Genomic DNA, 13,599 nt, shown 5'->3' on the forward strand with positions numbered 1-13,599 from the left:
TTACATTTTATGAAATTCTTTATATAATCAATCTTGTGCTTAAGAATGAAAAGCCTATAGGCCCGTTGGTCAAGTGGTTAAGACACCGCCCTTTCACGGCGGTATCACGGGTTCGAATCCCGTACGGGTCAGTTTTTTTCAACAAACGTTTACTTGAATGGCCTATGCCGGCTTAGCTCAGTTGGTAGAGCATCTGAATCGTAATCAGAGGGTCGAGGGTTCAACTCCTTTAGCCGGCATTAATTCTTTTAAAGGTTTTAATAAAGTATTATTTTTAATATGGAGGGGTAGCGAAGTGGCTAAACGCGGCGGACTGTAAATCCGCTCCTTCGGGTTCGGCAGTTCGAATCTGCCCCCCTCCACCATTATTGGGCTATAGCCAAGCGGTAAGGCAAGGGACTTTGACTCCCTTATGCGTTGGTTCGAATCCAGCTAGCCCAGTTTTAATACCAAATAAAAAAACGGATGACTCTCGTGTAATAACAGCGAGAATCATCCGTTTTTTTGCTTTCACTGACAAGCTAAACGATAAATAGCTTCTGCATAGATATCCATTGAACGATAAATATCATCCAAAGCCATCTTTTCATTTGGCATATGAAAGGTAACTTCTGAATCTGGAAAGACGGCACCGAAAGCTACACAGTTATCCATCGTTCGAGCAAAAGTTGCCCCTCCCGAAACCAGCGGGTCAGATAAATCACCTGTTTTTTCGCGATACACATCTAACAAGGTAGTTACTAAACGGCTGTCTTTAGGGACATATAATGAAGAGAGGTAATCAAATTCTTCATAAACTAAATCGTATTTATTAGCTGTTTTGGTGAGTACATTAACGAGCTGTTCCTTATCGGCAGTAACAGGAATGCGAAGGTCTAATCCAATGACTGTTTCTTCTGGATCGATTTTTAAGGTAGCTAAATTGACCGTCAGCTTTCCTGAATCCTCGTCTTGGATCGTACCGAAAAGAGACTGTCCGTTTGCCTCTTCTTTAAGCATAGCGTTTATAAATGCTATGGCCTTATTCTTAGTATGCGGAGCAAGAGCCGCTGCCAATCTGGCAATAGCATTAATACCTTCTGGAGCATCTTTTGAATGCACAGATTTTCCTTTAACGGATAAGGTGTTTTGATTCATTGTGTAATCAAAGCCTAATAGTTGAAGCTCTTTGATCAAGTTATTGGTCAAAAAACCTTGGTAGTTGGCTGAACCGGGGACAACATTTAAAGCTTCGCCGCAATCTAAAGATAAGCGATCATCTCCAGAGCCATGCAGTTTCACTTGTAAGAGCCCTTTTTCAGCATAAGTTAATGGAAATTCAGCATCTGGCGCAAAGCCCATGGTTGATTTTTCTTCCATTTCATTATAGCGATCTAAGCATCTCCAAAGGGTTTCTTCATCGGTTCCAAAAATAAAGCGAATGCGTTTGTTGAATTTCGCCCCAGAATCAACGACAGCTTTAAAGGCATAGAGAGCAGCCATTGCTGGTCCTTTATCGTCTTGTGAGCCTCGGCCATAAAGCGCTCCGTTCTTGACGACACCTTCAAAAGGATCTGTTGCCCACAAATTTAAATCACCCGGCGGCACAACATCCAAATGACACAGGATAGCTAGCGATTCTTTGCTGCCGCCATAATCTGCATATCCATAATACCCTTCTGGATCAAGATAAGTTTTCATACCTAAATTTTTGCAGATAGAAAGTGTCTCTTCCAAAACGGCTTGAATGTCTTGGCCAAACGGAGTAGGGTTTTTCGATTCTTCTCTCAAATAGGAAGGATAAGCAATAAGCGTTTTGATTGTTTCAAGACAAGCTTGTTGATGGTGTTCTTGGATAAATGTTTTCATAGGATGACCTCTTTCTTTTTTACGTACATTTACAATGAAAATGACTTAGGAAAAGACTGCCGCAATGCCTAAAATGACACAGGTAAGAATAAAAACCAGTGCGATTAATTTTGCCATAAATTTCCACCAGGTGCTAAGATCGATTCGGGCGATAGCTAAAGCTCCCATCACTACGCCAGAAGTAGGTGTGATCAAATTAATGATACCGCTAGCGGATTGATACGCCGTAATGACCAGATGCTGCGGTACACCTGAGAAGCCTCCCAAAGGGCCCATGATTCCCATGGTTGCAGCGGCTAACCCAGAAGTAGAAGGAATCAAGAATGACATAGGAATATAGAAAATATATGTTAGAATAGTAAAAAATACAGGAGACAAACCACTCAATCCTTCTTCTCCCCAATGTAAAACAGTAGCGGTGATCATTCCGTCGTTCATGACTACTTGGATACCACGAGCGATAGCTACCACTAATGCAACGCTTAATAGATCTTTTGCGCCATCCATAAAAGCGTCGACGATTTCTCCTTCAGGTAGACGATACAGTAAACCAATGATTACAGCCATCAAGAAAAACAACATAGTAATTTCTTGGAAATACCATTCTCCTAAAGGCACCATACCTGCCCCGAGCAGCGACCCGACAACTGGAATATCAACCAAGAAAGAATTGAACCGTTCAAAAAAAGTCCAGTTTTGATTTAAAGAGGTCCAAGGAACCAAACCAAGGATCATAATGAAAAAAGTTAATGCAAACAGAATCATGACATTTTTTTGTCGTGCATCTAGCTCTTTTTGCGATTCGTGAATTTTAAAATGATCAATATTTTTTTCTTTTTGTTCTGCTACAAATGATGCATCAGGATCTTTTTCTACTTTGACAGCGTAACGGTAAACGTAAAAAGTGGAAGCGGCATACAAGACAATAAATAAAATGAGACGCCAAATAATACCTTCTCCCGGACTGATGCCTAGTGCTTGTGACGCAACTCCAGTAGCAAAAGGATTGACCGTAGAAGCTAAAACACCTATTTGCGAACCAACTAATACAATAGCCACAGCAACCAAAGTATCAAAACCGACACCGACCATCACTGGCAGTATTAAGGGATAGAAAGCTAATGTTTCTTCTCCCATACCGAAAGTAGTTCCTCCAATAGCGAAAATCAGCATCAATACAGGAATCAGCTTTTTTTCTTTGCCTTTGTAAGCTTTGACGATAGAAGCGATTCCCGCATCTAAAGCTCCAGTCTTGGTTACGACTCCTAAGAACCCGCCCACAACCATAATAAACAACGAAACTTCAATTGCTCCAGGTGTCGTGTCGGTTCCAAGCATCCCTTTTACAGGAGACATGAAAACCTCCCAGATCCCCTGAGGATGGGATTCGACAGTATGATAAGTTCCAGCAATAATATTTCCTGCATCATCAGTGTCATATGAACCTGCTGGAATAAACCAGGTTAAAATAGCGATAGCAACGATAATGAGGAACAACACAGTAAAAGACGACGGCATAGAAAACTTCTTTTTCTTTTGCGTTTGTGTATCCAATCTATTCTCCTCCTTTAAGACAGACAAAAAAGTATCTCTAAAAAATGGATGTTTTCAATAATAGTATATCAAAAAAGGGCTTTTACTGGGGTTTTCAGCATTTAAATCGAAGAGACATACCGTAATCTCAAATAGGTGTATGTTAACTAAAAAAACAGCCTATGCTAAAAGTGTAAAGTGCTTAGGAACTGGAAGCAACTCCTAGGGCTTAGAAACAAAAAAACTTTCAAATTATACTTGATAAAGTGAATGATATGTTATAAGATGTAAAAGGATGTTTTGGGAGGGGTAGCGAAGTGGCTAAACGCGGCGGACTGTAAATCCGCTCCTTCGGGTTCGGCAGTTCGAATCTGCCCCCCTCCACCATTAATTTACTAATTTAATTTTTAGTAAATGCATTTAAAATAACTAAACAAGTCGTCCAAAGTGTGGCGGTGTTGGCAAGAAGGATACACCTGTTCCCATTCCGAACACAGCAGTTAAGTTTCTTAGCGCCGATGGTAGTGAAGGGATTCCCTTTGTGAGAGTAGGACGTTGCCATGCTTAGCAACTTGTTTAGCTTCGAGTCATTAGCTCAGTTGGTAGAGCATCTGACTTTTAATCAGAGGGTCGCAGGTTCGAATCCTGCATGACTCATAAAGACTAGTGACGGAAACGTTGCTAGTTTTTTTTTATATTATTCGAAAAAACAGCAGAATAAAGCAGGTTTTTTCCTTCATACAATGAACGAGTATTTAGGGTAAGTATGGTATAATAAAAAACGAGTGACAATTTAAAAAGTTATTGGAGGTGCACGTATGTCCATAGATTGGTCACACTTATTTACATGGCGAACGTTTATCAATGCAGTCGATATTATGGTGGTAACTTTTTTTATTTACCAGCTGATAAAAATATTGAAAGGCACAAAAGCTGTCCAATTATTAAAAGGGATCGCGGTCATCATGTTGATCAAAATAGGAAGTTTCTTTCTCCAATTGCAAACAGTAGACTGGATCGTGGATTTAGTTATTCAATGGAGTGTTTTGGCGATCATCATTATTTTTCAGCCAGAATTGCGCAGAGGGTTAGAACATTTGGGACGAGGATCGTTTTTCAAAAACAATCAAAGGAAAATAGACCCGGCTAAAAAAATGATTCAACAAATCGATCAGGCCGTTCAGTACATGGCTAAACGAAGAATCGGAGCATTGATTTCGATTCAAATGGAAACAGGTTTGGAAGAATATATTTCGACCGGGATTGCCTTAGACGCAGATATATCGGGAGAATTGTTAATCAATATTTTTATTCCGAATACCCCTTTGCATGACGGTGCTGTCATCATTAAAAACCATAAAATAGCAGCCGCAGCAGGATATTTACCGCTATCCGAAAGTTCCTTGATCCCGAAAGATTTAGGAACACGGCATCGTGCAGCAATCGGATTAAGTGAAGTAACGGATGCAATCACGGTTATCGTTTCAGAAGAAACAGGTGGAGTAAGCATCTCTCACCGCGGTGACTTGTTAAGAGAATTATCCCGCGAAGATTTCGTGAAATTTTTAAGTAAAGAATTGGTTCTCCCAGAAGAAGCTGTCAAAAAAAATCCGCTACAAGAGTTTATCGACAGTTTTAAGAAAGGAGTGTAAAAAATGGAAAAGATTTATAACTCTCCATGGTTTACAAAACTGGTTGCTTTCGGATTCGCTGTCTTGTTATTTACTTATGTAAATTACGAAAATACTAGCAAACTACGAACGACTAATCCGCTAGGCGGCGTTAGCATTACCTCGAGTAAGACGATCACAAATGTGCCGATCGTAGTAGATATTGATCAAGACCAATACTTTGTTTCCGGTTTCCCTGAAACAGCTTCAGTCGAAATTACTGGTCCAACCAATATCGTGGCGCAAACAACAGCCAATAAAGGTTTTGATCTAGTAGCTCAAAACTTAGATCAATTGGGCGTAGGTACTCATACGATACGATTGATTCCGGAAGGGCTTTCCTCCGATTTGAATTATACCGTTACACCATCAGAAGTAACGATTAAAATTGAAGAAAAACGCGTTGAAACGTTTAAAGTTGGCGTCGTATTTGAGGCAACTGATTTGGCAAAAGGTTATGTAGCGGGGCAGCCTACTTTAAATTATGATACCGTTGAAATTTCCGGAGCTGCTTCCACGATCGATAAGGTTCATTCTGTGCAAGCAATCGTTACTGCCACAAAAGGTGCGAAGTCAGATATCAAGCAGACCGTTCCGATAAGTGTCAGCGATGTAGATGGCAATCAGTTGGATGTGAATATCAATCCAAGCGAAGTCACTGTTAGTATTCCAGTAGCCGCTGAAAGCAAAGAAGTGCCTGTCTCTTTGATTCAAACAGGTGAACCAGAAGATGATTATACGTATGAATTAGGCATAGAAAACGAAAAAAATACAACGGTAAGTGTAACCGGGTCACAAGAATTATTAGATGATTTAAGCAGTTTTCCTGTAGAAGTCGATGTCACAGGAATAACTGAAACAACGACTAAAGAAGTGGAATTAGCTTTAGTGGAAGGTGCTTCAGCTGTGACACCAGAAAAAGTCAATGTGAGGGTAACAGTCGTCAAAGAAGATGATTCGACACCAAAAGAGGAAACGCCGAGCAGCTCAATAAAAGATACCAGCAGTAGTTCAACCAGTGGATCTGCCAGCAGCTCAGAAGCAGTTTCTAGTAGTGAAGATGAGTCCTCACTAGAGTCGAGTGCATCTTCAGAAGATAAAATCATTAACCCAGATGTATCAAGCGAAAGCAGCGAATCATCTGCTAGTCAATCTAGTTCAGACTCAAGCACACAATAAAAGATTTTCTAAACAAAACAAGATTCTTAACTTTGAAAAGGGGCATTATGAGAATGGGAAAATATTTTGGAACAGATGGAGTTAGAGGAGTGGCAAACTCAGAGCTAACACCAGAATTAGCGTTTAAATTGGGAAGATTTGGCGGCTACGTATTGTGCCAGCATTCAGCAGGAGAATTGCACCCGCGCGTATTGGTCGGAAGAGACACACGGATTTCCGGAGAAATGTTAGAATCAGCTTTAATTGCCGGACTTTTATCGGTTGGAATCGAAGTCATGAAATTAGGCGTTATTTCAACACCAGGAGTGGCTTATTTAACACGAATCCAAGGAGCTGCTGCGGGAGTCATGATTTCAGCTTCCCATAATCCAGCAGAAGACAACGGTATCAAATTCTTTGGTTCAGATGGCTTTAAATTATCAGACGAAACAGAGTTGGAGATTGAAGCTTTGTTAGACCAAGAGGAAGATACATTGCCTCGTCCAAGTGCAGAAGGTTTAGGCACGGTTGATGATTATCCAGAAGGATCATTAAAATATACTCAATTCTTACAACAAACGATTCCGGATGATTTAAGCGGATTACAAGTTTGTCTAGATGGAGCAAATGGCTCAACAAGCCCATTGCTTAACCGTTTATTTGCAGATTTAGAAACAGAGTTTGATGTGATGGGAGCTTCGCCGAACGGCTTGAATATCAATGATGGCGTTGGTTCGACACATCCTGAAAAACTAGCTGAATTTGTTATCGAAAAAGGAGCAGATGCAGGTCTTGCTTTTGATGGAGATGCTGACCGTGTTATTGCAGTCGATGAATTAGGCAATATCGTTGATGGCGACAAAATCATGTACATTTGCGGAAAGTATTTAATGGAAAAAGGACGTTTGAAAAAAGATACGATCGTTTCAACGGTTATGAGCAATTTAGGGTTCCATAAAGCTGTGGAAGCAGCAGGAATGACTGCTTTGGAAACACAAGTAGGAGACCGTTACGTCATGGAAGAAATGCGTAAAAACGGATATAACTTTGGTGGCGAACAATCGGGTCACATGATCTTTTTAGATTACAATACGACCGGTGACGGAATGTTATCAGGAATTCAATTATTAAATGTAATGAAACAAACAGGTAAAAAATTATCAGAATTAGCAGAAGAAGTTCAAACGTATCCACAACGGTTGGTAAATATCCGTGTCAGCGACAAAAATGGCGCAATGGATATTCCAGCTATCAAGGCGATTATCGATGAAGTAGAAAAAGAAATGAACGGTGATGGCCGGATTTTAGTTCGTGCAAGTGGAACAGAGCCGTTATTACGTGTTATGGCTGAAGCTCCGACGCAAGAAAAAGTTGATTCTTATGTTGAGCGCATTGCCGATGTGGTTAGAGCTGAAATTGGATTAGATTAACATTTTCATACAAAGACAAAAAGCAGATCCTTAAAAGGGTCTGTTTTTTGTTTAAGTACCAGCTAGCTTAATAAAGTTAGTTAAAAAGATATAAGAAAGAATTGAAAGGTTCAGGGGGATAAAAGAAAGTATGCTATACTAAATTGAAATTCGAACCTGTAATGGATGTTACAACTAGAAAAAACGGCTGATAACCAGCGTGGGAAAGGATGAGGGACGCAAAATGGATTACAAAACACTAATGGATATCGCCATATTGGCAGGGAAGATTATGTTGGAAAGCAATGCTGAAACATATCGTGTAGAAGACACAATGAACCATATCCTAAAAACGTCAAAGTTTGAAACGACTGAAGCCTTGGCAATTGCAACTGGATTAGTTGCCACATTAGATGATCCTAGTATTGATGATCCAATCACAATTGTTAAACGGATCAATTCGCGGGATACGAATTTAAATAAAATTGCGGTTGTAAATACTATTTCACGGCAATTGACCAGTGAAGAAATAACCATTCCAGAAGCGTATGCGGCGCTGCAGGATATTGGAAAAGTACAATATAAGCGGCTTTATAAAGATCTTGCGACATCAGCTTTAGCTGCTTCTTTTGCTTTATTGTTAGGCGGTGGTATTTTAGAAATTCTGGCTGCTGGAGTCAATGGCGGTTTGTTGGCATTGGTATTGAAAGGCGAAAAAAAGTTAGACATGGGGTCCTTTGTACGAAACGTCTTATCTTCTGCCGTTATTTCGGTAGGTGCCGGGTTGATGCATGCGTTTCTTTTTCCCACGCTTAATATGCACTTAGTCATAACGGGAACCATTATGCCGCTAGTACCAGGAACAGCCATTACAAATGCGATTCGAGATACTTTACAAGGCGATTACATGTCCGGCGGAGCTAAAGCCTTAGAGGCCTTTGTGGTCGCTCTATCGATTGCTTTAGGAGTTGCGATTGGATTGGTTCTTATTGGAGGTGTCGTATTTTGATTAGTCAAATCATAGGGGCATTTCTAGCAGTCGCAGCGGCGTCCATTATTTTAGAATCCCCCAAAAAGCATATTTTTGCGACAGCTTTTGTGGGAGCTTTAGGTTGGGGAGTTTATTTACTTTGTCTTGAAACCTTAGGAGCTGTTTCGGCTACATATATTTCAGGGTTAGTGATTTCTACTCAATCGCACATTTTCTCGCGGATATTTAAAGTTCCTGTAACGATTTTCTTTTTACCCGGTTTTTTTCCATTGTTTCCAGGATCGGGTATGTATTTAGCGGTTTACGAATTTATCAAAGGTCATACGGCATTAGCACAAGGCCATTTGCAAAGCACTATCCAAATAGCTGGGATGATTGCTTTAGCAATTTTTACCATCGATACGGTATTTAAAGTGATGAAAAGAGCTCAACATATAAAAGCAGAACGAACCTCTTAGATAAGTGCATAGAGTGAGGATTTGCAGCATAAGGAGTAGAGGAGCCAAAGCTCTTTTACGACTGTACTTTCATTTATAAAACCTAAAAACCCTTCAAATCTTTTGATTTGAAGGGTTTTTATTGTGGAAAGGATTGTTTCAGTTGTTTATTCAGAAGTTAGCTTATTTTTAGGAGTTATGTTTTGGTCTTTAGACAAAATATAAGCTGTAAGCCAGGCAGTGATGGGGATAATCAGAATTGCACCTGTGCCAATGCAAAATATAGAGATGATTTCTGAACTAAATACTTTGGAATTAACAACTTCACCAAGAGAGTAAGACAAATCTTTAAACCATAAGATTAAAGCCAGATACCCACCAATAAAGGCAAAGTACAACGTATTTGTCGTTGTTCCTAGAATATCTCTGCCGACGTTCATACCTGATTTGAATAAACCGAATCGATCGATCAGTGGGTTATGGATAGATATTTCATTCATCGCCGAAGAAATAGAAATAGCCGTATCTGTAATAGCACCGATCGTTCCCATGATTATCGTGCAGACTGCAACTTTGGCAAAATCTATCCCTATATACAATGTAAAAGAATTGAGCTCTTCTATCTCTTCTATTCCAAATCCTTGTATCATAGACATTTCAACTAATATAAAAATAACCGATACTAAAAGAACTAAAGTAATCATTGTTGAAATAAATGCGGCAATCGATTTGATCGACACATTATTGATATAAAACAAATTAATGCAACTAATGACCGTACAGGCTATTAAGGTGATGATAATGGGATTATTTTTGGAGCCCATCAAAAGCATGGTCGCAAATGTTACGCCAAAATTTAAAAAAAGAGCAATAAAAGACCTTGTTCCTTTTTCACCGCCGACAAACTTCATTAGGATAAATAAAATGACCGCTAAACACACTAATACACTCATTTTGCTGCACTCTTTTTGCGAATGAAATAAGTCGCTGTATAGATGCTGATCGGAATGGTTAAGACAATACCGATACTTCCAACAAGCGCCCTAGTCAATTCCAAGGATAAATTCATAGATAAGGTGTACCCCAATGCAGAGCCGTTTTTTAAATAGAGAAGGACCATAGGAATACTTCCGCTAACATACGCAAAAAACAAAACATTCGTCATTGTACCCATGATGTCTTTGCCTATTTCCATACCAGATGCCTTTAAGTCTTTTAGCGGAATATCTTTATTTTTATCATACAGTTCATAAAGCGAAGAGGTTATGGTAATTGCAATATCCATTACAGCTCCTAAAGAACCAACTAGAATGCTGGCTAAAAACACTTTTTGCGGCGATCTCGTTATAAACGCCATTTCCTCGTATCTAAGACCTTTTTCAGCCGTCAGAACCATGACTATGTACGCTATAAGCAATGCGGAAAAAGTTCCTGCCAATGTCGCTAGGATAGCAGCATACGTTTTTTCATTGTTTCCGCTGATCAATAACAAAGAAGTAACCGTGAAAAAAACCACTAACCCGCCGCAAATAAGCAGTAAACTGGCACGTTCTGAGTTTACATAGTTATTTAATGCGAGTGACAACACTAAGACGTTGATAATTAAACTGATTAGCGAAAACAATCCGCTTCTTTTGCCAATAAGCAATACCGTTAGGATAAATAACCACGCTGCCACCACAACATACTTATCTCGTTTTGGACCGTCAATAACGCCTCTCAAGCTCTCTCCATTATTAGTTTGGATTGAGACAAATAATTCATCTCCTATTTGATAGTTGTGGTCATATGCCCCCGATGAGGAGTATTTATTTTCTAATGAGATCAGTTGTCCTTTTCGGTCTCCATTTTTTATTTTTCCAACTAAATGTTGATAAAACAAATGATCTTTAGTATTAGGTAAATCAATCGCTTCCTGTTCTTCTTTAAGTGTTGCTTCTACTACTTCAGCTATGGGCTGTTCATATAAGTGAAAATTGTTTTGCACAAACACTATCGATGAGATGAGACACAGCAAAATAAAGCCATATAAAAAAAACGCTTTTTTCCCTAAATTAATTTTCAAAGAAAAACCTCCATTATACAAATTCCCACTCACTTGATTGATTTTATGTATACGAAAAAGGACATTTTCCTACACAAAATACAGCAAGCAAATCTTCACTATTGTAACATATATTTTTTTGCTAACGAGTGAAGCCCAGTTTTCATATCAAATAAGAAAAGAACAGCTAAAAATAATTTAGCTGTTCTCGGGTATTTTAAGCCTATATTTTGATTAAAAAGAGAAGATTATTAGTATACTATTAAAAAAAAGGGGAGAAAACAATGAAGAAACCGAATGCATTAAAAAAAGGAGATAAAGTAGCTATTGTCAGTCTTTCAAGTGGTATCTTGGGAGAAGATTTTTGTTCCCATCAACTTGAGTTAGGGAAAAAGCGTTTAATGACATTAGGATTGGAGCCTGTCTTTATGCGCAATTCTTTAAAAGGGATAGACTATTTAAAACAGCATCCTGAATCGCGTGCTCAAGATTTAAAAGAAGCTTTTCGAAATCCAGCTATCAAAGGAATAATCTGTGCTATTGGAGGCGATGATACATATCGTTTATTGCCATTCTTATTAGAGGACAAGGAATTTATTCAGAATGTGCAAGCGAATCCCAAGTTATTTACAGGATTTTCCGATACCACTATCAATCACTTAATGTTCTACCAGTTGGGGATGGTCTCTTTTTATGGCCCTAATTTTATCAATGATGTAGCGGAACTCGCTGATGATTTGTTGCCATATACGAAAACCACATTGCAATCTTATTTAGAAGGACATGAACTACACGAAATTCTTTCAAGTAAGTTCTGGTATGAAGAACGCACTGATTTCTCTCAAACAGCGGTAGGGACCGAGCGCATCCAGCACCTTGAAAAAAAAGGGTACGAAGTTTTACAAGGATCAGGTTCCTTTTCCGGACCTTTGTTAGGAGGGTGTTTAGAAAGTTTCTATGATTTGCTGGCTGGAGAACGTTATCCAGATGAAGTTGAGATAAGTCAGAAGTACCATTTGTTTCCTTCTATAGAACAATGGGAAGGAAAAATCCTGTTTCTAGAAACCAGTGAGGAAAAACCTTCTCCGGAGGAATTAGAAAAAGAATTAATGACTTTAAAACAAACCGGTATTTTCTCTGTTATCAACGGCATATTAGTTGGAAAACCGCAAGATGAAGTTTATTATGAAGAGTACAAAAAAATCTATAAAAAGGTTGTCTCTGATGACACAATGCCCATATTGTATAACGTTAATTTTGGACATGCTTACCCGCATTGTGCGTTGCCTTATGGGATACATACAACGGTAGATTTAACTGAAAAAACGATTTCTTTTAATGAATCATATTTCCAAACTACTGAGCATAAGGAATGGTGAAGGTTTATTGTAGGAACCTTAAGCGCTGGGCTATAAATAAGCGAAACAATATTGATTCCTGAAACTCAACCAGTCCAATCTTATAGATGCAATAAGCAAATGGAAATTATGGAACAAAATCATTATCGGAAAATAGTTTGTTGAATGCCACTGGTATGAATCCTTATGAAAAAGCAGAGAGGTTTTATACTAGCAATTTTTATTCTATCTCCAGAATACAACTAAAATTTAGAGGTTGAGATAAAAGTCTCAACCTCTTTTCCATTTATTAACTATTTTTTCTTAAACGTGCTCCAGTGTTTCGAGTCTGAACGCTTTTTTCCACTTTCTTTTTTTAGGAAATGTACTCCTTTTTTAACAAAGCCATTAAGTAGGCATTTTTATATTTTCCATTAGTATAGAACTGTTCTCTCAACAAGCCTTCTTTTTTAAAACCTTGAGATTCATAAATGTAGACTGCTTTTTCATTATCAGTGTCAACGTATAAATATATTTTATGCATATTCAAAACATCAAAAGCATAATTTGTTGCCCTTTCAAAAGCAAATTTAGCATAACCTTTACCACTGAATTCTGGTTTGATAATGATTTGAATTTCACAATTACGATGTATGTAATTGATTTCGACTAATTCAACTATGCCCACAATATTTTTATCATCTTCTACAATAAATCTTCTTTCAGACTCATCTAATAGATGTTTATCGAAAAGGTATTGCAATTCAGTAAGTGATTCATAAGGTTCTTCAAACCAGTAAGACATAATAGAATGTTCATTATTTAACTCGTGTACAACAGGTAGATCATTAATTTCTAGTGCTCTAAGTTTCAAAATAATCTCTCCTATTTATAATATATACCTATACTACCTTATTCTATCTCTGGAATACAATCCTTATAAACTACTTGAATAGACTATCTTCATTCAGGAATGTCTGTTCTTTTATATGCGCATGTGTAATACAAAGGGGAGTTGAACCTTTATTATCCTTAACTGTTCAGTGCATTAAGATGTAAGAACAGCAGATCTACTTATGAAAGGTTTGCTATTCTTAATACTTATCTTCGTTACTTTAATGAAATTTTCCATCACTTCGCGACTTTGGTAACAGAGAAATAACTTTAGACCT

At 38.3% G+C, this 13,599-nt stretch carries 11 protein-coding genes, 6 tRNA genes and 1 rRNA gene; 13 read left to right on the forward strand and 5 right to left on the reverse strand.

Annotation, left to right across the window (positions count from 1 at the left end):
* The first annotated feature begins 59 nt into the window (after window positions 1-59).
* From NY10_RS09920 to NY10_RS09935, 4 genes are all read left to right on the forward strand, one after another.
* A tRNA-Glu gene (locus NY10_RS09920) sits at window positions 60-131 on the forward strand.
* A 35-nt stretch (window positions 132-166) separates the two neighbouring features.
* Window positions 167-239 (forward strand) — tRNA-Thr (locus NY10_RS09925).
* Between the two features lie 42 nt (window positions 240-281).
* A tRNA-Tyr gene (locus NY10_RS09930) sits at window positions 282-365 on the forward strand.
* A 4-nt stretch (window positions 366-369) separates the two neighbouring features.
* Window positions 370-441, forward strand: a tRNA-Gln gene (locus tag NY10_RS09935).
* Between the two features lie 69 nt (window positions 442-510).
* Here the strand turns inward: NY10_RS09935 and NY10_RS09940 are convergent.
* Together NY10_RS09940 and NY10_RS09945 are read right to left on the reverse strand one after the other, a co-directional pair.
* On the reverse strand, window positions 511-1,848 hold the full coding sequence (locus NY10_RS09940; protein ID WP_058919802.1) for a M20 family metallopeptidase: 1,338 nt from the start codon (window positions 1,846-1,848) through the stop codon (window positions 511-513).
* Window positions 1,849-1,893: 45 nt separating this feature from the next.
* A complete protein-coding gene (locus tag NY10_RS09945) occupies window positions 1,894-3,366 on the reverse strand; it encodes a YfcC family protein (protein WP_058920309.1) in 1,473 nt (490 codons plus the stop codon).
* 318 nt (window positions 3,367-3,684) lie between these two features.
* Here NY10_RS09945 and NY10_RS09950 point away from each other — a divergent pair.
* The 8 genes from NY10_RS09950 (at window position 3,685) to NY10_RS09985 (ending at window position 9,067) form a co-directional block, all read left to right on the forward strand.
* A tRNA-Tyr gene (locus NY10_RS09950) sits at window positions 3,685-3,768 on the forward strand.
* A gap of 61 nt (window positions 3,769-3,829) precedes the next feature.
* Window positions 3,830-3,945: ribosomal RNA gene (gene rrf, locus NY10_RS09955) — 5S ribosomal RNA — on the forward strand.
* Window positions 3,946-3,965: 20 nt separating this feature from the next.
* Window positions 3,966-4,038, forward strand: a tRNA-Lys gene (locus NY10_RS09960).
* A gap of 161 nt (window positions 4,039-4,199) precedes the next feature.
* Window positions 4,200-5,033 carry a diadenylate cyclase CdaA gene (gene cdaA / locus NY10_RS09965; protein WP_058919803.1) on the forward strand — a complete coding sequence of 278 codons (834 nt, stop codon included), beginning with the start codon at window positions 4,200-4,202 and terminating at the stop codon, window positions 5,031-5,033.
* Between the two features lie 3 nt (window positions 5,034-5,036).
* Window positions 5,037-6,230 (forward strand): CdaR family protein, encoded by a 1,194-nt coding sequence (locus NY10_RS09970; protein ID WP_058919804.1) that lies wholly within the window; start codon window positions 5,037-5,039, stop codon window positions 6,228-6,230.
* A 53-nt stretch (window positions 6,231-6,283) separates the two neighbouring features.
* Window positions 6,284-7,639, forward strand: coding sequence for a phosphoglucosamine mutase (glmM, locus tag NY10_RS09975; RefSeq protein ID WP_058919805.1), 1,356 nt, complete (start codon window positions 6,284-6,286; stop codon window positions 7,637-7,639).
* 223 nt (window positions 7,640-7,862) lie between these two features.
* A complete protein-coding gene (locus NY10_RS09980; protein WP_058919806.1) occupies window positions 7,863-8,627 on the forward strand; it encodes a threonine/serine exporter family protein in 765 nt (254 codons plus the stop codon).
* Complete coding sequence (locus tag NY10_RS09985; RefSeq protein ID WP_058919807.1) at window positions 8,624-9,067, forward strand: threonine/serine exporter family protein; 444 nt, start codon at window positions 8,624-8,626, stop codon at window positions 9,065-9,067. The genes NY10_RS09980 and NY10_RS09985 overlap by 4 nt, the downstream gene beginning before the upstream one ends.
* Before the next feature lie 146 nt (window positions 9,068-9,213).
* Here the strand turns inward: NY10_RS09985 and NY10_RS09990 are convergent, their stop codons facing one another.
* Both NY10_RS09990 and NY10_RS09995 read right to left on the reverse strand, forming a co-directional pair.
* On the reverse strand, window positions 9,214-9,999 hold the full coding sequence (locus NY10_RS09990) for a YibE/F family protein (protein WP_058919808.1): 786 nt from the start codon (window positions 9,997-9,999) through the stop codon (window positions 9,214-9,216).
* The gene (locus NY10_RS09995) at window positions 9,996-11,111 is read right to left on the reverse strand and encodes a YibE/F family protein (protein ID WP_058919809.1); all 1,116 of its coding nucleotides are present in this window, start codon (window positions 11,109-11,111) and stop codon (window positions 9,996-9,998) included. Before NY10_RS09995 ends, NY10_RS09990 begins: the two co-directional genes overlap by 4 nt.
* Before the next feature lie 263 nt (window positions 11,112-11,374).
* On the opposite strand from NY10_RS09995, the gene NY10_RS10000 reads away from it, so the two are divergent.
* Entirely contained in the window at window positions 11,375-12,469 is a 1,095-nt protein-coding gene (locus NY10_RS10000; RefSeq protein WP_058919810.1) for a S66 family peptidase, read from the forward strand.
* A gap of 334 nt (window positions 12,470-12,803) precedes the next feature.
* Here the strand turns inward: NY10_RS10000 and NY10_RS10005 are convergent, their stop codons facing one another.
* A complete protein-coding gene (locus tag NY10_RS10005) occupies window positions 12,804-13,301 on the reverse strand; it encodes a GNAT family N-acetyltransferase (RefSeq protein WP_058919811.1) in 498 nt (165 codons plus the stop codon).
* Between the last annotated feature and the right edge of the window lie 298 nt (window positions 13,302-13,599).

The organism is Carnobacterium sp. CP1, from assembly GCF_001483965.1.
GTDB lineage: Bacteria > Bacillota > Bacilli > Lactobacillales > Carnobacteriaceae > Carnobacterium_A > Carnobacterium_A antarcticum.